General features: G+C 69.0%; 20 protein-coding genes. 13 read left to right on the top strand and 7 right to left on the bottom strand.

Annotated elements, in window-relative coordinates; all coding sequences use genetic code 11:
- Positions 1 to 130 precede the first annotated feature (130 nt).
- From Raf01_RS01770 to Raf01_RS01730, 9 genes are all read left to right on the top strand, one after another.
- A complete protein-coding gene (locus Raf01_RS01770; RefSeq protein ID WP_203915909.1) occupies positions 131 to 709 on the top strand; it encodes a uracil-DNA glycosylase in 579 nt (192 codons plus the stop codon).
- Positions 706 to 1,164: a tRNA (adenosine(37)-N6)-threonylcarbamoyltransferase complex ATPase subunit type 1 TsaE gene (tsaE, locus tag Raf01_RS01765; RefSeq protein ID WP_203915908.1), complete on the top strand. Its 459-nt coding sequence runs from the start codon at positions 706 to 708 to the stop codon at positions 1,162 to 1,164. The genes Raf01_RS01770 and tsaE overlap by 4 nt, the downstream gene beginning before the upstream one ends.
- A 76-nt stretch (positions 1,165 to 1,240) precedes the next feature.
- Positions 1,241 to 1,969 (top strand): tRNA (adenosine(37)-N6)-threonylcarbamoyltransferase complex dimerization subunit type 1 TsaB, encoded by a 729-nt coding sequence (gene tsaB / locus Raf01_RS01760; RefSeq protein WP_203915907.1) that lies wholly within the window; start codon positions 1,241 to 1,243, stop codon positions 1,967 to 1,969.
- Positions 1,970 to 1,992: 23 nt separating this feature from the next.
- Positions 1,993 to 2,412: a ribosomal protein S18-alanine N-acetyltransferase gene (rimI, locus tag Raf01_RS01755; RefSeq protein ID WP_203916130.1), complete on the top strand. Its 420-nt coding sequence runs from the start codon at positions 1,993 to 1,995 to the stop codon at positions 2,410 to 2,412.
- Positions 2,405 to 3,469 (top strand): tRNA (adenosine(37)-N6)-threonylcarbamoyltransferase complex transferase subunit TsaD, encoded by a 1,065-nt coding sequence (tsaD, locus tag Raf01_RS01750; protein ID WP_203915906.1) that lies wholly within the window; start codon positions 2,405 to 2,407, stop codon positions 3,467 to 3,469. Before rimI ends, tsaD begins: the two co-directional genes overlap by 8 nt.
- 11 nt (positions 3,470 to 3,480) lie before the next feature.
- Positions 3,481 to 3,735, top strand: a complete 255-nt coding sequence (locus tag Raf01_RS01745; RefSeq protein WP_203915905.1) for a hypothetical protein — start codon at positions 3,481 to 3,483, stop codon at positions 3,733 to 3,735.
- A gap of 127 nt (positions 3,736 to 3,862) precedes the next feature.
- A complete protein-coding gene (locus tag Raf01_RS01740; protein WP_203915904.1) occupies positions 3,863 to 4,306 on the top strand; it encodes a hypothetical protein in 444 nt (147 codons plus the stop codon).
- The gene (locus Raf01_RS01735) at positions 4,306 to 5,514 is read left to right on the top strand and encodes a hypothetical protein (protein WP_203915903.1); all 1,209 of its coding nucleotides are present in this window, start codon (positions 4,306 to 4,308) and stop codon (positions 5,512 to 5,514) included. The genes Raf01_RS01740 and Raf01_RS01735 overlap by 1 nt, the downstream gene beginning before the upstream one ends.
- Positions 5,514 to 6,644: a S8 family serine peptidase gene (locus tag Raf01_RS01730; protein ID WP_203915902.1), complete on the top strand. Its 1,131-nt coding sequence runs from the start codon at positions 5,514 to 5,516 to the stop codon at positions 6,642 to 6,644. Before Raf01_RS01735 ends, Raf01_RS01730 begins: the two co-directional genes overlap by 1 nt.
- A gap of 73 nt (positions 6,645 to 6,717) precedes the next feature.
- On the opposite strand, the gene ybaK is transcribed toward Raf01_RS01730, so the two are convergent.
- The 6 genes from ybaK to Raf01_RS01700 all read right to left on the bottom strand — a co-directional run bounded on the left by ybaK (position 6,718) and on the right by Raf01_RS01700 (position 12,960).
- The gene (gene ybaK / locus Raf01_RS01725) at positions 6,718 to 7,194 is read right to left on the bottom strand and encodes a Cys-tRNA(Pro) deacylase (RefSeq protein ID WP_203915901.1); all 477 of its coding nucleotides are present in this window, start codon (positions 7,192 to 7,194) and stop codon (positions 6,718 to 6,720) included.
- A 10-nt stretch (positions 7,195 to 7,204) separates the two neighbouring features.
- Positions 7,205 to 8,392 (bottom strand): class I SAM-dependent methyltransferase, encoded by a 1,188-nt coding sequence (locus Raf01_RS01720; protein WP_203915900.1) that lies wholly within the window; start codon positions 8,390 to 8,392, stop codon positions 7,205 to 7,207.
- Complete coding sequence (locus Raf01_RS01715; protein WP_203915899.1) at positions 8,389 to 9,603, bottom strand: ROK family transcriptional regulator; 1,215 nt, start codon at positions 9,601 to 9,603, stop codon at positions 8,389 to 8,391. Before Raf01_RS01715 ends, Raf01_RS01720 begins: the two co-directional genes overlap by 4 nt.
- Before the next feature lie 36 nt (positions 9,604 to 9,639).
- Positions 9,640 to 10,902 carry a sugar ABC transporter permease gene (locus Raf01_RS01710; protein ID WP_203915898.1) on the bottom strand — a complete coding sequence of 421 codons (1,263 nt, stop codon included), beginning with the start codon at positions 10,900 to 10,902 and terminating at the stop codon, positions 9,640 to 9,642.
- Complete coding sequence (locus Raf01_RS01705) at positions 10,902 to 11,741, bottom strand: ATP-binding cassette domain-containing protein (RefSeq protein ID WP_203915897.1); 840 nt, start codon at positions 11,739 to 11,741, stop codon at positions 10,902 to 10,904. Before Raf01_RS01705 ends, Raf01_RS01710 begins: the two co-directional genes overlap by 1 nt.
- Before the next feature lie 127 nt (positions 11,742 to 11,868).
- On the bottom strand, positions 11,869 to 12,960 hold the full coding sequence (locus Raf01_RS01700; protein WP_203915896.1) for a sugar ABC transporter substrate-binding protein: 1,092 nt from the start codon (positions 12,958 to 12,960) through the stop codon (positions 11,869 to 11,871).
- A gap of 586 nt (positions 12,961 to 13,546) precedes the next feature.
- Here Raf01_RS01700 and groES point away from each other — a divergent pair.
- The 3 genes from groES (at position 13,547) to Raf01_RS01685 (ending at position 17,415) form a co-directional block, all read left to right on the top strand.
- Positions 13,547 to 13,855: a co-chaperone GroES gene (gene groES, locus Raf01_RS01695; protein WP_505973660.1), complete on the top strand. Its 309-nt coding sequence runs from the start codon at positions 13,547 to 13,549 to the stop codon at positions 13,853 to 13,855.
- A gap of 275 nt (positions 13,856 to 14,130) precedes the next feature.
- Positions 14,131 to 15,765, top strand: coding sequence for a chaperonin GroEL (gene groL / locus Raf01_RS01690; RefSeq protein WP_203915894.1), 1,635 nt, complete (start codon positions 14,131 to 14,133; stop codon positions 15,763 to 15,765).
- 135 nt (positions 15,766 to 15,900) lie between these two features.
- Complete coding sequence (locus Raf01_RS01685) at positions 15,901 to 17,415, top strand: sulfite oxidase (protein ID WP_239133295.1); 1,515 nt, start codon at positions 15,901 to 15,903, stop codon at positions 17,413 to 17,415.
- 90 nt (positions 17,416 to 17,505) lie between these two features.
- Here Raf01_RS01685 and Raf01_RS01680 read toward each other — a convergent pair whose 3' ends face one another.
- Positions 17,506 to 17,862: a WhiB family transcriptional regulator gene (locus Raf01_RS01680; RefSeq protein WP_203915893.1), complete on the bottom strand. Its 357-nt coding sequence runs from the start codon at positions 17,860 to 17,862 to the stop codon at positions 17,506 to 17,508.
- A 219-nt stretch (positions 17,863 to 18,081) separates the two neighbouring features.
- Between Raf01_RS01680 and Raf01_RS01675 the strand changes: the two genes are divergently transcribed.
- The gene (locus tag Raf01_RS01675) at positions 18,082 to 18,813 is read left to right on the top strand and encodes a helix-turn-helix domain-containing protein (RefSeq protein WP_373319444.1); all 732 of its coding nucleotides are present in this window, start codon (positions 18,082 to 18,084) and stop codon (positions 18,811 to 18,813) included.
- Positions 18,814 to 18,938: the final 125 nt, after the last annotated feature.

The raw sequence follows: 18,938 nt of genomic DNA, 5'->3' as shown, positions 1-18,938 counted from the left end.
GGTGCGGGACGCGCGTTGGCTTCTCGCTGGCCTCGCCCGGGCTCGGTGGCGCGACCCGGGGCGGCGTCGTGTTGAGTGCGGCGCTGGCCCGGTCTCGCCGCGGTTCCGTGGCGCGGCCTGGGGTGGCGGCATGCTGACCGAGTGGGCCGAGTTGGCCTCCGAGGTCTCCTCCTGCCGGGCCTGCGCCGAACTGGCGGCGACCCGGCAGAAAGTGGTGACCGGCGACCCGGGGCCGGGCGCGCCGGCGCGACTGGTGTTCGTCGGTGAGGCGCCCGGCGCCCAGGAGGACGCGGCCGGCCGGCCGTTTGTCGGCAAGGCCGGCCAGCTGCTGGACCAGTTGCTCACCGACTCCGGCATGGCTCGCGCCGAGGTGGGCGTGGTCAACGTCGTCAAGTGCCGCCCGCCGGGCAACCGCCGCCCGACCGCCGACGAGGTCGCCCGGTGCCGCCCGTACCTGGAGCGTCAACTGGACCTGTTGCGGCCACGATTGATCGTGGCGCTCGGGTTGACCGCGGTCGCCTGGTTCCTGGGTCGCCGTACCACGCTGGCCGCCGCCCGGAGTGTGGTGCATGAGGTCGGCGCGTACCGGGTCATCGCGACCTATCATCCGTCCGCCGCGATCCGGTTCGGCCCGGCCGGAGCGCCGATGGCCGCACTACGCGAGGATCTGGACTTCGCTGCCCGTTACCTGGCTGGGGTGTCACTATGAAAACGTCCACAGTGGAGGACACCCGGGCGCTCGGCGTGCGGCTGGCCGAACTGCTGCGCCCGGGCGACCTGGTGATCCTCAGCGGGCCCCTGGGTGCCGGGAAGACGGCTCTGGCCCAGGGGATCGGGGCGGGGCTGAGAGTCGACGGCGAAATCACCTCCCCGACCTTCGTGATCGCCCGGATCCACCGGGGTGGCCGGGTACCGCTGGTGCACGCGGACGCATACCGCCTGGGCGCCGTGGCGGACCCGCGGGGCGAGGTGGACAGCCTGGACCTGGACGCGTCGCTGGACGATTCGGTGACCCTGGTCGAATGGGGCGAGGGGATGGCGGAGCAACTGTCCGACACCTATCTGGAGATCCGCATCGACCGCCGCGACGACGACTCCCGGGAGATCTCCCTGATCCCACATGCGGGTGACTGGTCGACCCGTCTGGCCTCTCTCATAAAATGACGCTTGTGTCTCATTGTTCGAGAATCGGTACCGGCTGCGGCCGGCCCCGCCGTTCCGCGTACCCGTGGGTGGCGGCGTGCTGATCGTCGTTGTTGACTCGGCGACTCCGGCCGTCACCGCGGCACTCGCCTCCGTGGACGACACCGGTGTCGAGCTGCTGGCCGCGTCGGTGACAGTGGACGCGCGCGCACACGGCGAACTCCTGGCGCCGGCGGTCACCTCGGTGCTCGCCAAGGGCGGCGCCACGCCGAAGGACCTCGACGCGGTCGTCGCCGGGCTGGGGCCGGGGCCATTCACCGGACTACGGGTCGGTTTGGTCACCGCCGCCGCGCTCGCCGACTCGTTGAACATTCCGGCGTACGGCGTGTGCTCCCTGGACGCGCTCGGCTGGGCCGCCGGCCCGGGGCGGGTACTCGTGGCCACCGACGCCCGGCGTAAGGAGATCTACTGGGCGGTGTACGAGGACGGAGTACGGCTCACCGATCCGGCCGTCGGCAAGCCGGCCGACGTGCTCCTGTCGTACGGCGCCGGGCCGCTGTCCGCCGGTGCCGACCCGCGTCCCGAGCCGCACGCCGCCCGGCTGCTCGACGGCACCCGCGCGGCGGTCGGGGACGGGGCACACCGGTACGCCGACATCCTCGGACTGCCCGTGCTGGACGAGCCGCGGTACCCGCCGGCCGCCGGATTCGCGGCACTGGCAGCCGACCGGGTACGCGACCGGATGCCCACGGAGCCATTGACTCCGCTCTACCTGCGCCGGCCGGACGCGGTACTGCCCGGCGAACGCAAGCCGGCGCTACGGTGAGCAACGCGATCGCTCTCGAACCGATGCGGTGGTGGCACATCGACGCGCTGCTGCCCATCGAGGCAGATCTCTTTGGCGCCGAACAGTGGTCACCGGCCATGTTCTGGAACGAACTCGCCAACGGGAACTACTACCTGGTCGCGCTAGCCAGCGATGAGATCGTGGGCTACGCCGGCCTGTCCGTCAACGGCCGGGAAGCCTGGGTACAGAACATCGCGGTGCGGCGCGACCAGCAGCGGCACGGCCTCGGCCGGACGATGCTGGAGGCGTTGCTGGCCGAGGCGCGCGGCCGCGGCGCGGGTAGCGTTCTGCTGGAGGTCGCGGTGGACAACGGCCCGGCCCAGCGGCTCTACGAGACATACGGTTTCGAGCAGGTCGGAGTGCGGCGCGGGTATTACCAGCCGAGCAACACCGACGCGCTGGTGATGAGGCGAGATGACTGACCAACCAACCGCCCGCGATGAGCCGCTGGTACTGGGCATCGAGACATCCTGCGACGAGACCGGGATCGGGATCGTGCGCGGACACACCCTGCTCGCCGACGCCATAGCGTCCAGTGTGGACGAACATGCCCGCTTCGGCGGCGTCGTACCCGAGGTGGCCAGCCGGGCGCATCTCGAGGCCGTCGTACCCACGATGCACCGTGCCCTCGCGGACGCCGGCGTCGCACTGTCCGATGTGGACGCCATCGCGGTGACCGCGGGTCCCGGGCTCGCCGGGGCGCTCCTCGTCGGCGTTGCCGCGGCAAAGGGCTACGCGCTGGCCGCCGAGAAGCCGATCTATGGCGTCAACCACCTGGCCGCCCACGTCGCCGTGGACACCCTGGAGCACGGTGCGCTGCCTGAGCCCGCCATCGCGCTGCTGGTCTCCGGTGGACACTCCTCGTTGCTGCTCGTCGAGGACCTCGCCCGGAAAGTCACCCCGCTCGGTTCGACCATCGACGACGCCGCCGGTGAGGCGTTCGACAAGGTGGCCCGCCTGCTCGGACTGCCGTTCCCGGGCGGCCCTCCGATCGACCGGGCCGCACGGGCCGGCGACCCGTCGGCGATCCCGTTCCCGCGCGGCCTGAGCGCGGCCCGCGACCTGGCCGCTCACCGGTACGACTTCTCGTTCTCCGGTCTCAAGACGGCGGTGGCCCGGTGGGTCGAGGCGCGAGAGCGTGCCGGCGAACCGGTGCCGGTCGAGAACGTGGCGGCCAGCTTCCAGGAGGCGGTCTGCGACGTGCTGACCGCGAAGGCGGTCGACGCCTGCCGGGCGCACGGCGTCGGGACGCTCGTGATCGGCGGTGGAGTGGCGGCCAACTCCCGGATCCGGACACTCGCCGAAGAGCGGTGTGCGAAACACGGCATCACCGTGCGGGTACCGCGCCCGAAGCTGTGTACCGACAACGGCGCGATGGTCGCGGCGCTGGGCTCCCACCTCGTCGCCGCCGGAGTGACGCCGAGCAAGCTGGATCTGCCCGCCGACTCGGCCATGCCCTTGACCACCGTCAACGTGTAAGGTGCCGCGCTGTGATCGTACGGATGTGGGAGCTGCGGGCGTACCCGGAAGGTCTCACCGACCTGCTGTCCTGGCTGTGTGAAATCGCGCTGCCCAGCATTGAGGCCAACCACCTGCACATATCGAGCGAGGTCTTCAGCTCCACCGACAACCGGGTGGTGGTGATCAGCAAGTGGCGCAGCAATCCACAGGCGCTGCCCGATCCACCCAAGCACCTGGTTGCCCGGTCAGCGCACTCCTGGGATTTCACGCCCGTCGATCGCTGACGTCTTATCCACAGGTCGCCTCGCCGGGGTCGTGGGGTATAGCCGGGTGGCGGTAACCTCCCCGTAGCCGCGCAATTGCACAGCGATGCGGCGGATGGCGCGAGTCGCCGACCTGGGGAGGACAGCGGTGGGGCGTCTTGGGGACGACGACAGCACGAGCGGCTACGGATCCCTGGAAGTCGACCTGGCCGGCCTGGCCGACTTCGCGCGGGTGCTGCGCGAGGAGCAGAGCCAGCGGTTCGCGCCGGTGGCCACCACTGCTCTCGACGTATTCCAATCCGGCCAGGCGACAGTGCTCGCGGATCCGGCATTCGCCGAGTTGGGACTCGCACGGTCCGCGCACCAGCTGAGCCTGGACCAGGCGGTGCAGCTGCTCAGCGCGTACTCGGTCGCGATGGTGGCGCTCGCCGACGCGGCAGACGAGGTCGCGAACCGCTACGCGGGATCGGACGCGTTCGCGGAAGCGACGATCGCCGACGTGGGCGGCCAGCTGTCGCAGATGCCGTCGATCCCGGCGCCCGACCAGTTGACGATTCCGGCCCGCGACCAGCTCACCCGGAGGGCGGTCTGATGGCCGCCGCACGGTCGGCGGGTCTGACGGAGTGGTCCCGGTTCGACGTACCGGGGATGTGGTCGTTGCTGCGCAACGTGTCGACCGTCGAGGCGTTCCGCCAGGCGGGCGCGTGGCAGAGCACGTACGAGGCGGCGCAGTCGCTGGCGCGGCGCCTGGAGTGGTACAGGGACGGGCTGGCGGGCAAATGGTCGCCGGACCGCAGCGACGCGGCCGCGATGTACCTCGGGCGGCTCGACGAGTTGATCGGTTCGGCGCAGCAGCTTGCTGACGTGTCGGTGGCGAACCGGCAGGCGTTGGTGACGCTGGCGAACGCGGTGGACGAGGCACGGCCGAAGCTGCAGCGGGTGTACGAGGAGTCGGAGGCGATGCGGCAGCTAGGGGCGCAGGCGAAGGCTGGGGCTTCGGTGGTACGGCGTCAGCAGCAGCTACATACGCAGGCGACCGAGATCATGGAGTCGCTGGGGAGTGCGGCGATGGACTCGTGGCGCCACTACGCGACCGCTGACGACTACCAGCCGCCTCAGTCGACGCCAGCGTCGGACGCATTCATTCCTCAAGAAAGACCATCGGCGGACCCGTCGACAGAATCCAGCGCCGAGCGCCCAGCTCGAGTACCGACAAGTCGAGGTGAGGCCGAAGGCATCCAGTCGACGGCTATTGCCTCTACGTCTACCTCTACGTCGGGTCGACGCTCCGACACGATTGCTCCAAGGTTGACGGCTTCCGACCCAGCGATGACGATCACCACCTCAAGCAGGAGCCCCGCAGCTACTAGTCTCGTCGATCCGTCAGAAATGACAGGACCCGACACTCCAGCGGATAGAAGCGTATACGAACCCTCGATCGGCCTGCGATCCGTCAACGAGTCCGGGGTGATCCAAGGGGAACGCGGTTCGTCGACTATGCGCGTAACGCGTCGCGGCTCTTTTATCGATGATGAACAGCTCCAAGGAAGCGGGCGTACTGCACCGCAACAACGGTCCGTGAATCGCGTCGGAGGAGTCGTAGGTGGGAATGATCCGGGAATGGGTTTAATGGGTGGTGGTCGGGCTACGATTGAGCGACCGCGCGAGTTGCGCCGAAATCGCGAATACGATGTCAATGATACTTGGCAAGTACCAGAGGGTGTACCAGGTGTCATTGGGCCATCGCCAGAACCGACCCATTTTGACCCCGGACCAGGTGTGCTCGGGATCGACCGCTGATGAGCTTCAGGGCTGTAATGAGCGCTACGGCGATCCAAGCGTCGATCTGCTTGATCTTTTCAAGCGCATCGCCATCGATTGATGTCGCCGGAGATAGGCAATGGTTCCTTGCCTATCTCGATGTCTCGCAAGCACACGAGATCAGCAGCGGTGAGGGAGTCGTGGTCGCGGTTGTCGATACGGGCGTCAATGCTAAGCATCCAGATCTAGCGGGAAACGTCTTGCTTGGTAAGGTCACGTACTCGGGCACCCGCTCCGATGATGCACAGGTCGATGCTGCTGGCCATGGAACAAGGATGGCAGGCAATATAGCAGCACACGGACATGGGAGAAACGAGGGAGCCTTCGGCATCGCTCCAGGGGCGAAGATACTACCAGTCGCCGATACTGGCGATGATGGTCATAATTCCAACATCGCCGATGATATGGCGAAGGGAATCGAATTCGCTGTTGAGTCCGGCGCCAAGGTAATTTCAATCTCACAAAACGCTGTGACTCCCACCCCTTCCCTCGTTGCTGCTGTTCAGGGCGCGGAGAATTCGGACATAGTGATAGTCGCGGCTGCAGGTAACCGCGACGAAGGCGCCTTGGCCGTCAGCGTTCCGGCCAGATTGCCTGGTGTGGTTGCCGTGGCTTCTGTCGATAGCAATGGTAACCATTATTCGGGCTCGACCGACGGACCCCAAGTCTTGCTCTCTGCGCCTGGCGTGAATATTTATCAGACCGGGCCTGGCGATGGTTACTCCAGCGGTACCGGTACCAGCGACGCAACCTCTATTACAGCTGGTGCCGTTGCGCTTGTGCGGGCAAAGTACCCGAACCTGTCCGCCGCCGAAGTGATCCATCGACTGACCGCCACCGCCACCGACAAAGGGCCGCCCGGCCGCGACAACGAGTACGGGTACGGCGTCATCAACATCGTCGCCGCCCTCACCGCCGACGTACCCCCCTTGTCCGCCAGCCCCAGCACCGCTCCCTCCGCGACCGATCAGTCCCCGAGCCGCAGCTCCGCTGTCGCTCAGCCGGCCGGCCCCGGTACCGCGCTCCTGATCGTCATCCCCATTGTCGCGGTCCTCTGCGCTCTCATCGTGATGCTGATCTGGTGGGCGGTTCGCCACCGGACGCCGTGACCGAGCCACGCCACCAAGCGCCGTGTCCAGACCACCCCGCGGTGCACGCTCTCCGTGGAGCGAAGCCGCAGGCTCAGGCCGCGATCCGGTCCAGCGTCGCCCCGGTGACCCGAACCAGATCCCCGGGGGTCACCTCCACCTGCATGCCGCGCCGGCCGCCCGACACGTACACCGACGGCCAGCGCAGCGCCGACTCGTCCACCACCACCGGTAGCCGCGTCCGCTGACCGAACGGCGAGATGCCGCCGGTCACGTAGCCGGTCGCCCGCTCCGCCGCTGCCGGCTCCGCCATGGTCGCCCGCTTGCCCCCGCCGGCCGCCGCCAGCGCCTTGAGGTCCAGCGAGCCCGACACCGGCACGACGCCCACCGTGAGCTTGCCGTCCACGGCCGCCACCAGGGTCTTGAACACCCGGTCCGGTTCGAGGCCCAGGGCCGCCGCCGCTGCCTCGCCATATCCCGAGGTGTGCTCGCCGACTTCGTACGTGTGGATCGTGAAGTCGATCTTCTGCCTGGTCAGCAGCGCCGTCGCCGGTGTTCCTCGTCCCGCCACGCCGCCAACATTAGGCCCTGGATCGGATCACCGGTGTGGCGAACAGCACGGTCGGGGCGTCGTCCACCCGGGTCAGGATGATGGTGGCTTCGGCGGGTCCGTCCAGGCGCAGCTTCCGCCGCAGCTCATCAGGGTCCAGGGCCGAGCCGCGCTTCTTGATGGTCAGCCGGCCCACGCCGCGTTCCCGCAGGACCGCCTTCAACCGCTTCACGGACAGCGGCATGGCCTCTTCGACCTCGAAGCAGCGCGCGAACCCGGTGGGTACCGCGGAATCCCCGTAGACGTAAGCGATCCGGGAATCCGCCAGCGTACCGTCCACAGTGGACGCGAACTCCGCCACCAGGTGCGCGCGCACCACTGCGGGGTCGGGGTCGTAGACGTACCGCCGGACCGGGCCGACCGGCGCCTCCCGCTCGCCGGTACCGGTGAGCGTCTGGGTATCGGGCCCGAGCAGTGAGGCGCGGCGGGGCACCACTGCCAGCGGGCCGCACCAGAAGGCTGCCTCCACCAGATCGCCGTCCACCGACACCCATTCGGCTTCGGCTCCGGCGGGGATCAGCGTGTGGGCGATGCCCGGTGCCAGCTTGAGTACGGTGCGGGGTACCCGGTCCCGTAGCCCGGCCACGAAGTCCCACGACGGCGAGTAGGCGCGCGGATCGAACACTCGTGAGCCGCCCCGCCGGCGTGCCGGATCGCAGAACACTCCGTCCACAGTGGACAGGTCGACGGCGCTGGCGTCGGCGCAGGCCACGGTGACCAGGTCGTCGAGCCCGAGTGCCCGGACATTGGCGGCGGCGACCGCGGCGGTCAGCGGGTCGGCGTCGACCGCGTGCACGCTGATCCCGGCCCGGGCGGCGGCCAACGTGTCGGCGCCCACGCCGCAGCCGAGGTCGGCGAGCCGGGTGACGCCGGCTTCGGCCAGCCGGAGGGCCCTGCGACCGGCCACCGCCGAACGGGTCGCCTGCTCCAGGCCGGGTCGCGTGAAGAACATGACGGCGGCGTCCGGTCCGAACTTCGCCCGGGCACGCAGCCGCAGTACCGCCTGGGTGTGGGCGGCTGCCGCCAGGTCCGGCGGCAGGCCACGGGCGCGCAGAGCCGACGCGGCGGTCAGTGGCGGTGCGTCGGCCAGCTCGGCCGCCGCGTCCAGGGCCGCCACGCCGGCCGGGGTACTGAACTGAACCAGCAGTTCCGGGGTCACACGGTCGATTCTGCCGGCTGGGTCGCGGGCGCACCGACATCGAGCGGATCCGCCAGGAGTCGCTGGAAGGCCAGCTCGGCTGCGCCGATCAGCGACGAGTCGTCGCCGAGTCCGGGGGTACGCAGCCGGACGTGTTCGCGGCAGGCGGGCAGCCCGTTGCGGTTGAGCCGGCTGCGCACCTGGGCGGCGCCGGCCAGGTACAGGTCGCGGAGGGTACCGCCGAAGATCACGGTCTCCGGGTTGAAGATGTTGACCAGGTTGGCGACGCCGAAACCCAGCCAGTCGCCCACGTCGCGGACCGCGGCCTGCGCGAGCGCGTCGCCCCGGTTGGCAGCGTCGACGACGGCCAGGATGCCTTCCCGGCCGATTCCCTGCCGGTCGGCGGCGGCCAACAGCGCGTGCTCGCCGACCTCGGTCATCCAGCAACCGCGCGCCCCGCAGATACACGGCTTGCCGTTCGGGTTGACGACCATGTGGCCGACCTCGCCGCCGTACCCGCCATGTCCGGCGACCGGCCGTCCGCCGGCGATGATCCCGCCGCCGATGCCGACGTCGCCGCTGAGGTAGATGATGTTGTCGGAGTCGGTACCCGCGCCCCGAATGTGCTCGGCCAGCGCACCCAGGTCGGCGTCGTTGCCCACGTAGGTGGGCGCGTCCATCGCCAGTACCTCGTGGAGCGCGGTACCCAGCGGCTCGTTCACCCAGCCGATCATCGGGCCGAGCCGGACCAGGCCGTCCTCCCGCCGGACGATGCCGGCCACCGCCACCCCGGTACCCACGCAGGTGGACTCCTCCGGGGCCTTGCGGTGCATCTCGTTCACGAACTCGGCCAGCGGGGTGATGACGTCGGAGGCGACGAACTCACCCCGCCCGCGCTGCCGTTCCCGGCGGTCGAGGATCTCGCCGCCCAGTCCGATCCGTGCCGCCACCAGCCGGTCCACGCCGATCAGCAGCGCGTACACGAAGATGCGCTCGGACTCCGCTCGTACCACCAGGGACGGCCGGCCGGCGCGGCCGGTCTCCTTGGGCAGTTCCTCGCGCACCAGACCGGCGGCGGCCAGGTCGGCCGTCAGCGCCCCGATGGTCGAGCGGTTGAGCCCGAGCGCGTTGGTGAGTTCGGCACGGGAGACGGCACCATGCACGTGGACCTGGCGAAGCAGAGCTCCGAGGTTCTGTCGACGGATCTCTTCCTGGCTGGGGCCAGCGCGCATGGTGGGTTCGTCTCCGGATGGTGTCCTGACCGGCGCTCAGCGTAGACCGCTGGCCGCCGCCCGCCGGCGGGACAGCGCATCGACGCCGGCGGCGAGCAGCAGGACAACGCCGGTGACGATGTACTTGGTGCCGGCGCTGTACCCCATCAGGCCCATGCCGTTGTCGATCACCGCGACCACCGCGCCACCGATCACCGCATCGATGACCCTGCCCTTACCGCCGAAGAGGCTGGTACCGCCGATGACCGCCGCACCCACGGCGTACAGCAGGATGTTGCTGCCGCCAGTGTTGGGGTCGACGGAGTTGGCCCGGCTGACCGCGACGATTCCACCGAACGCCGCCATGCCGGAGCAGATGACGAAGGAGGAGATGCGGATGCGGTCGACGTTGATGCCGGCCCGGCGAGCCGCTTCCTTGCTGCCACCGACCGCGTAGATGTGCCGGCCGAAGGTGGTACGGGACAGCACGAACGTCCAGACCAGCAGCAGCACCACGATCAGCGGCACCACGTTCGGGATGCCCTTGAGCGAGTGGAACGCCGGGTTGATGGCCCGCTCCTGGTTCAGGAAGTACACGGCGATCGCGCCGGCGACGGCCAGTGCGCCGACCTTGATCGCGATCAGCGACAGCGGGTCGACCGCCAGTCCGCGGCTACGCCGGCTACGGACCCGGTTCAACTGCACGCCGGCGTACCCGACGACACACACGATCAGCAGTACCCAGCCCAGCCACGGCGGAAGGTTGTCCTTCTCGATCCCGACCGTGAACGGGTCGTTGATCGAAATGTTCTTGCCACCGGTCAGCAGGAGCAGCACGAGGCCCTGGAAGGCCAGGAACGCGGCCAGGGTGACCACGAAGGACGGGATGCCGACCTTCGCCACCAGGACGCCGAGGACCACGCCGATGATCACGCCGGTCACGATCGCCGCCGGGATCGCCAGATACCAGCCCCAATTCTCATTGGTCAGCAGGATCGCCATGATCGCGCCGCACACGCCGCTGGCGAAGCCGGCCGACAGGTCGATCTCGCCGAGCAGGAGTACGAACACCAGGCCCATCGCGATGAGCACGACCTGGCTGCCCTGGGTGAACAGGTTGGCGAAGTTGATGTCGGAGAAGAACACCGGGCGCATGACGCCGAACACGATGCACAGCACGATGAGGCCGGCCAGGGCGGGCAGCGAGCCCATGTCGCCGCCTCGGATGCGCCCCACGTAATCACGGGCGTGTTCGCCGAGGGAACGGCTCGTGGAGCCGGGTACCTCCGTGCGGCCGGGAGGGGTCTGGAGGGCGGTCATCACTGTGCTCCGTTCATGTCGCCGAGGTCGGTCACGCCGGCGTCGTGCGATCCGTTGCCATTGCCCGCCGCGGCCACCGCCGCCGCCTGCAGCCCCAGGTCGCCGCTGCGACCGGCGGTGATCAGCTCGACCACCTGGGAGTAGGTCACGTCGGTGGCCTTGACCTGCGCCGCCATCCGGCCCAGGTACAGGCAGGCGATCTGGTCGGCCACCGCGAAGACGTCGTTCATGTTGTGTGAGATGAGGACGACCGCGAGGCCGTTGTCGGCCAGCTGCCGGACCAGTTCGAGTACCTGCGCGGTCTGGGCGACACCGAGGGCCGCGGTCGGCTCGTCGAGGATGACCACCTTGCTGTTCCACAGCACGGCCTTGGCGATCGCGACAGTCTGGCGCTGGCCACCGGAGAGGCTGGCCACCAGCTGGCGGATGGACTTCACGGTGCGGACCGACAGCCGGTCGAGAGTCTCGCTGGCCATCTTTTCCATGGTCGGCTCGTCCAGCACGATGCCCCGGGTGCGTTCGCGGCCGAGGAACATGTTCTGCACGATGTCGAGGTTCTCGCACAGGGCGAGGTCCTGGTACACGATCTCCACGCCGAGCGAGGACGCGTCGCGCGGGCTGTGTACGGTGACCGGCTTGCCGTCGAAGAGGTAGTCGCCGGAATCGATGGGGTAGATGCCGCCCACGCATTTGACGAGGGTTGACTTGCCCGCGCCGTTGTCACCAACGAGAGCGGTGACCTCGCCGGCGTTCGCGGTGAAGTCGACTTGCCGGAGAACCTGTACGGGACCGAAACTCTTGTCGATCCCACGCATCTCCAGGATGGGAGTGGCGGTCACGGGAGATTGCTCCTGTCAAACGGTGGTCGTTCACAGACCAGGGGGAAGACCAGCGCCCCGGCGCCGCGCGGGCTGCGCGGCGCCGGGACTGCGTGCCGGTCGTGAGGGGATCGGGCCTGGCCTGGCGTCAGCTGATGCCGGCGGCCGCGCACTTGGCGGCGTAGTCACCGGTGCACAGCTGGTCCTTGGTCACGTAACCGTCGGCGACCACGTCCTTGACGTTGTCCTTGTAGATCGCCTTCGGGGTCTCCAGGCGGGACGGGACGGCCTTGTTCAGCTTCGGGTCCATCACCGACTGGGTCACCGACGGCTTGTCGCCCTTGGCCAGCGCGATCGCCAGCTCCGAGGCGTCCTTGGCCTCCAGCTGGACGGCCTTGTAGACGGTCATGCACTGGTCACCGTCGAGGATGTGCTGCAGGCCCTGCACGGTGGCGTCCTGGCCGGTGACCGGCATCTTCAGGTTGTCCTTCTTCAGCACCGCGATGACCGAGTTGGCCATGCCGTCGTTGGCGACGAGGGCCCCGCCGATCTTGTTGTTGCTGGTCAGCATCTGCTCGAAGGTGGTACCCGCCACGGCGTTGTCCCACTTGGCCACGGACTGGTTCGGGCCCTTGGTGTAGGTGCCGTCCGCGTACAGCGGGTTCAGGACCGAGTCGTAGCCCTGGGCGAACAGAGTGGCGTTGTTGTCGTCCGGCGAGCCGTTGAGCTCGGCGACAACGGTGCCCTTCGGGGCCTTCTCGTCGGTCAGGCACTTCTGCAGGCCCTGACCCTGCAGCTTGCCGACCTGGACGTTGTCGAAGGAGACGTAGTACTGCGCGCCGCCGCCGATGGTCAGCCGGTCGTAGTCGATGACCGGGATGCCGGCCGCCTGGGCCTTCTTGATGACCGCGGTGCCGCTACCGGCGTCCAGGTCGGTGATGACCAGGACGTTGACGCCGTCGGTGATCATCTGGTCGGCGATGGTCTGGAACGCGTTGGGGTCACCCTGGGCGTTCTGGATGTTGGACTTGACGCCCGCGTCGTCGAATGCCTTCTTCAGGAGCGGCCGGTCGGCGGTCTCCCAGCGGGCCGAGGACTTCGTATCGGGCAGGATGACGCCGACGTACGGCGCCTTCTTGGAGCCGCTGCTGCTGCCGGAATCGTCGGATTTGCCACACGCGGCCAGACCGCCGGCAACCACCAGCCCGGCGGCGGCGAGGGCGAGGATCCCCTTGCGCATTGCATGGGTCCTTTCGGGGTATGCGCCGCACGAGGCGGCGGGAGGGGTCGTTGGTTTGCAGTTGTCGATGTTTCTCGACCCCGGGACCCGGTTTTCTGGCTGCCCTAGCGGCCTTCGGCCGGCTCCCGTTCCGATTGTTGTGCCGGGCAACGTATTCCTCTGGGAGCGCTCGGCACAAGATGACGGCCGGGTTAAGTTTGTTGTCTGCGGTAACAATTCGGCAACGCGACCGGTCGAACGCACCGAGTGACGCACACGGTCCCCGCCGCAGGCCACGGGCGTGGCCAACCGGCGTCCGATGCGTGACCCGGCCGTGACCCGAATGCCTCGGCCGCTCCGCCCGGCACGCCGGGCGCGGCAATTGGCACTCTCCTTGACGGAGTGCTAGATCCCGGCATAACCTGCGGTTAGCACTCTCGCATGGAGGGTGCTAGTCGGTTGGCCGTTGGCCGGCCGGTGTACGCCCGGTGGAGCCGGCACCCGCGACGACGGATCCGCTGGAAAACGCCACCTTGCTGGTTCCAGCTCGCTGGACCGCGAGTGGCATGTGACAGATGAAGATCCAGTACCCCAGGAGGGTATGCCCGTGACTACCGCGACCAAGGTTGCGATCAAGCCGCTCGAGGACCGCATCGTGGTCCAGGCGAACGAGGCTGAGACGACCACGGCGTCGGGCCTGGTAATCCCCGACACCGCCAAGGAGAAGCCGCAGGAGGGCACTGTCCTCGCTGTGGGCCCGGGCCGCTTCGACGACAAGGGCAACCGGATTCCGATCGACGTACAGGTCGGCGACACGGTGCTCTACTCGAAGTACGGCGGCACTGAGGTCAAGTACGCCGGCGAGGAGTACCTGGTGCTCTCCGCCCGTGACGTCCTCGCTGTTATCGAGAAGTGAGCTGGGCGGGTCGTCGCCGCGAGGCGGCGGCCCGAGCAGTAACGGTCCGACCGCCCGTCGGGTGGTCAAGGCCGAGATGATCATAGTGCCGTCCCGGCGCCCGGCATGCCGGGTGGCGGTCCCGAGGGTTTCGACGGCGCGGCTATGCGACCGGCCCGGCCGCTTGACCGGCCCGCCCCCACACCGGGCGGGCTTGGCGGCCGGTCCGCGAATGTGCCGTCCTGACGCTCGGCCCGCCGGGCGTCAGGACGGCATTTCCTTGTGAAGGGATAGAGATGGCGAAGATCCTGAGCTTCTCGGACGACGCCCGACACCTGCTTGAGCACGGCGTGAACGCGCTGGCTGACGCGGTCAAGGTCACCCTCGGCCCGAAAGGCCGCAACGTCGTTCTGGACAAGAAGTTCGGCGCACCCGTAATCACCAACGACGGTGTGACGATCGCTAAGGAGATCGAGCTCACCAACCCGTACGAGAACCTGGGCGCCCAGTTGGTCAAGGAGGTGGCGACGAAGACCAACGACGTCGCCGGCGACGGGACCACCACGGCGACCGTGCTCGCCCAGGCGATGGTCCGGGAGGGCCTGCGCAACGTGACCGCCGGGGCCAACCCGAGCGGCCTCAAGCGGGGCATCGACGCCGCCGTCAAGGCGGTCAACGACGCGCTGCTCGCCAAGGCCACCGAGGTGGCCGGCCGCGAGGAGATCGCGCACGTCGCGACGATCTCGGCGCAGGACGCGAGCGTCGGCGACATGATCGCCGAGGCGATGGAGAAGGTCGGCCGGCAGGGTGTGATCACCGTCGAGGACGGCTCCACCATGGCCACCGAGCTCGAGGTCACCGAGGGCATGCAGTTCGACAAGGGCTACGTGTCCCCGCACTTCATGACTGACCCGGAGGGCGGCGAGGCGGTCCTCGAGGACGCCTACGTCCTGGTCACCACCCAGAAGATCAGCGCGATCGAAGAGCTGCTGCCGCTGCTGGAGAAGGTCCTGCAGGCCAGCAAGCCGCTGTTGATCATCGCTGAGGACGTGGAGGGCCAGGCCCTGGCCACCCTCGTGGTCAACGCGATCCGCAAGACGCTCAAGGTGGTCGCGGTGAAGGCTCCGGCCTTCGGCGACCGGCGCAAGGCGATCCTGCAGGACATCGCGATCCTCACCGGCGGTGAGGTGATCTCTCCGGACCTCGGGTACACGCTCGAGAGCGCCGGGCTGGAGCTGCTGGGCCAGGCCCGCCGGATCGTGGTCACGAACGACACCACCACGATCGTCGACGGCGCCGCCAAGGCCGAGGACGTCGCCGACCGGGTTTCCCAGATCCGCAAGGAGATCGAGGCGTCCGACTCCGACTGGGACAAGGAGAAGCTCAACGAGCGGCTCGCCAAGCTGTCCGGTGGAGTCGCCGTGATCAAGGTGGGCGCAGCCACCGAGGTCGAGCTCAAGGAGAAGAAGCACCGCATCGAGGACGCGATCTCGGCGACCAAGGCGGCCGTCGAGGAGGGCATCCTGCCCGGTGGCGGTGCGGCGCTGGTACAGGTCGGGTCGGCGCTGGAGGGCCTGTCGTTGACGGGTGACGAGGCGACCGGTGCGACGATCGTGGGCAAGGCGCTGGTCGAGCCGCTGCGGTGGATCGCCCAGAACGCCGGACTCGACGGGTACGTCGTGGTGGAGAAGGTCCGCTCCAGCGGCTGGGGCGAGGGCCTGAACGCCGCCTCGGGCGAGTACGTCAACCTCTCCAAGTCCGGCATCGTGGACCCGGTCAAGGTGACCCGCAACGCGGTCGCCAACGCCGCCTCCATCGCCGGCCTGTTGCTGACCACCGAGAGCCTGGTGGTCGAAAAGCCCAAGGAGCCGGAGCCGGCCGCTGCCGGAGACGGCCACGGGCACGGGCACTCCCACGGGCCGGGCTTCTGAGCCGACCCCGACCGGGATACAACGGTCAGGAACACCTCGAAGGGACGGTACGCACCGCGTACCGTCCCTTCGAACTTTCTTATCGATCTCTTACCGGTCTACCGGCAGGGGTGGTACGCGCGGACACTTTCACGAGTGAAGGATGCACGCGTACCCCGCTGGTTCGGATCCCTCGCGGGGCTGGCCTCGGCGGCCGTCGCGCTCGGGGTGGCGGAGGTCGTCGCGGTGTTCGCCGGAGCCCGCTCAGCGCCCCTGGTGGCGGTCGGCGGCGTGGTGGTGGACTCGGTACCCAAGCCGGTCAAGAACTTCGCCGTGGCGACGTTCGGTACCCACGACAAGGCCGCCCTGCTGATCGGTACCACCGTGCTGCTGGCCCTGTTCGCGGCCCTCATCGGCGCGTTGGCGGTCGGGGACCTGCGGCTCGGCCTCGCCGGCATCGGCGTGTTCGGCATCATCGGCATCGCCGCCGCGGTGACCCGGCCCAACTCCGGCCCGGGCTACGTGTTCCCGTCCTTGCTCGGGGCGGTCGCCGGCGGTGGCGCCATGATCCTCCTGCTGCGCCAGCGCGAGATCAGCCCGGACCCGTACGACCGGCGCCGGTTCCTGATGGAGTCGGGCGGCGTACTGGCCGGTGCGGCGGTCGTCGGCTTCATCGGCCGGCAGATCGCCAACCGGCAGAACGTGTCCAAGGCCCGGGCCGCCGTCACGCTGCCCACCCCGGCCAGCCCGGCCCCGGCGGTACCGGCCGGAGCGAACGTCGACACTCCCGGCGCCAGCAGCTTCGTCACGAGCAACGACGACTTCTACCGGATCGACACCGCGCTGAGCGTGCCGCAGGTCGATCCGGCCACCTGGACGCTGCGCATCCACGGCCGGGTGCGCAAGCCGATGACCCTCACCTTCGCCGACCTGCTGGCCCGGCCCGCCATCGAGCGGTACGTGACGCTCACCTGCGTCTCCAATGAGGTCGGCGGGGACCTGGTGGGCAACGCGCTCTGGCTCGGCGTACCGCTGAAGGATCTGCTTGAAGAGGCCGGACCGATGGACGGCGCCGATCAGGTGGTGGGGCGCGCCGTGGACGGATTCACGGTCGGCTCGCCGACGGCGGTGCTCATGGACGGTCGGGACGCGATGCTCGCGTTCGGGATGAACGGCAAGCCGCTGCCCATCGAGCACGGCTTCCCGGTCCGGGTGGTGGTTCCGGGACTGTACGGGTACGTGTCGGCCACCAAGTGGCTCAGCGAACTGGAGCTGACCAGCTTTGCCGACTACTCCGCGTACTGGGTGCCACGCGGCTGGTCGCAACAGGCGCCGATCAAAACGGAGTCGCGCATCGACACGCCCCGGGACGGCTCGGCACCCCGGCGCGGGCAACTCACCGTGGCCGGCGTCGCGTGGGCGCAGCACCGCGGTATCTCCCGGGTCGAGGTGCGGATCGACAACGGTGCGTGGCAGCAGGCCACACTCGGCGAAGTCCCGTCGGTGGACACCTGGCGCATGTGGTCGTGGACCTGGGACGCCACACCCGGTGACCACCGGATCCAGGTGCGCGCGACAGACAACGCCGGCGCGACCCAGACACAAGACTCAGCGCCGCCCGATCCGGACGGCGCCACTGGCTGGCACACCATCAGCGTTTCTGTGAACTGACCTCCGCCTCCCGCGGGAACGCGTGGGGTGCTCTCCGCCCCCGGGGGCCCGCCACGGGCCGGACACCGGCAGTCCCGGCCCGCGGCGGGCTCAGCTGATCCGCGCCGGTTCGAGGCGGGCCTCCAGCCGGGGTACGTCGACCCGGTGCCCGTACCGGTCGGCGGTGTCTTCCCAGCCCAAGGCAAGTAGCCGGAGTCGCTCCGCTTCGGTGAAGCCGCCCCAGACTCCGTACGGCTCGTGTGTGCCGAGTGCGTGCGCGGCGCACTCCGCCCGTACCGGGCATCCCATGCAGAGCGCCTTGGCGTTGCGTTCCCGCCGACTCCGAGACGATCCGCGCTCTCCGTCCGGATGGAAGAACTGTGTGCTGTCCCGTCCGCGGCATACCCCTTGCACCTGCCACTCCCATATGTCGGCAATTGGCCCGGGCAGCCTGCGTACGTTCGCCATCGCTGCTTCCTCCTGTAGGTATCGCCGTTCGAGTTGTACGAACGCCGAAGCCGTGGTACCCGACCCCATCGAGTCCTAAGCATCCGGCGAAACGCCCGATATCCAGCTAGGTTGGGGCACTTCGCTGAAATGCCGTAACGGACTGAGACTTTCGTGGTCCCCTTCAAAGGAGAGGAGGACCAGAGAGTGGGTACGGTCCTGGTGTGTGTGCGGTCGTCCGTGGCGGCACAGGCGATTGCGGTCTATGCCGATCGCGTGGGAGTGGCCTCCGCGCTACGGACGGCGGTGACCGCGGTTGAGGTGATGGCCAGGCTGGCGGAACGCCCGGCCGACACGATCCTTGTCGATACTGCGTTGACCCGACCCGATCCGGTCGGTTTCGTCCGTCGTGCGCTGGCCCATGCGCCAGGCGCGACACTGGTGTTGTTCGGCCCGGAGGACAGTCAGGTCGCGGCGGCCGCTGTGGCTGCCGGGGCGCGAGGGGTGATCCGGAGCGGAGACCAGGATCTGGTCACCGCGGTCACGAAGACGTTGTTGCTGCTGTGCCTGCCGGGGCGTACCCGTGCCGACGGCGGTACCGGTGCCCAGTCGGCACCCGGTACCGGGGCGAAGGGCACCGGCCCGGAGGACGGCGGTTGGCCGGAACCCGCGCAGGTGGTCGCGCCCCCGGCCGGTGCCGAGTCGGCGGCCGCCCGGGAGGCTCGGGAGTCGCTGGTGCCCAGCCAGCGCGAGGAGGAGGGCGCCCGCCCCCGCCGCCCGGCCCTGACCGAGCGGGAACTGCAGGTGCTGCGGGGGATGGCCGACGGCAAGAGCAACGCCGAGATCGGGCGGGACCTGTTCGTGTCGGAGGACACCGTCAAGACGCATGCCCGGCGGCTGTTCCGGAAGCTGAACGCGCGTGACCGGGCACATGCCGTGGCGGCCGGCTTCCGCACCGGTCTGGTGTCCTGACCGCCGCGTTGAGCCTGCCAGCCGGTCTGGCAAGCGCCCGGCAGACGAAACGGCCCGTCACGCGGTCCCGACCGGCCAGACAGCGATCGGCTGACGCCCCGACCGGCTGCGCACTGTGAAAGCCT

It is taken from the genome of Rugosimonospora africana (assembly GCF_016862975.1).
Taxonomy (GTDB): Bacteria; Actinomycetota; Actinomycetes; order Mycobacteriales; family Micromonosporaceae; genus Rugosimonospora; species Rugosimonospora africana.
The sequence above is the reverse complement of the archived record's forward strand: the minus strand, read 5'-3'. Positions and strand labels throughout refer to the sequence as shown.

Coding starts and splice junctions, on each gene's coding strand:
- tsaE (WP_203915908.1), top strand. CDS start 706: ATGAAAACGTCCACAGTGGAGGACACCCGGGCGCTCGGCGTGCGGCTG.
- tsaD (WP_203915906.1), top strand. CDS start 2,405: ATGACTGACCAACCAACCGCCCGCGATGAGCCGCTGGTACTGGGCATC.
- Raf01_RS01770 (WP_203915909.1), top strand. CDS start 131: ATGCTGACCGAGTGGGCCGAGTTGGCCTCCGAGGTCTCCTCCTGCCGG.
- Raf01_RS01715 (WP_203915899.1), bottom strand. CDS start 9,603: ATGCGCGCTGGCCCCAGCCAGGAAGAGATCCGTCGACAGAACCTCGGA.
- groL (WP_203915894.1), top strand. CDS start 14,131: ATGGCGAAGATCCTGAGCTTCTCGGACGACGCCCGACACCTGCTTGAG.
- Raf01_RS01700 (WP_203915896.1), bottom strand. CDS start 12,960: ATGCGCAAGGGGATCCTCGCCCTCGCCGCCGCCGGGCTGGTGGTTGCC.
- Raf01_RS01735 (WP_203915903.1), top strand. CDS start 4,306: ATGGCCGCCGCACGGTCGGCGGGTCTGACGGAGTGGTCCCGGTTCGAC.
- rimI (WP_203916130.1), top strand. CDS start 1,993: ATGCGGTGGTGGCACATCGACGCGCTGCTGCCCATCGAGGCAGATCTC.
- Raf01_RS01730 (WP_203915902.1), top strand. CDS start 5,514: ATGAGCTTCAGGGCTGTAATGAGCGCTACGGCGATCCAAGCGTCGATC.
- Raf01_RS01680 (WP_203915893.1), bottom strand. CDS start 17,862: ATGGCGAACGTACGCAGGCTGCCCGGGCCAATTGCCGACATATGGGAG.
- Raf01_RS01710 (WP_203915898.1), bottom strand. CDS start 10,902: ATGACCGCCCTCCAGACCCCTCCCGGCCGCACGGAGGTACCCGGCTCC.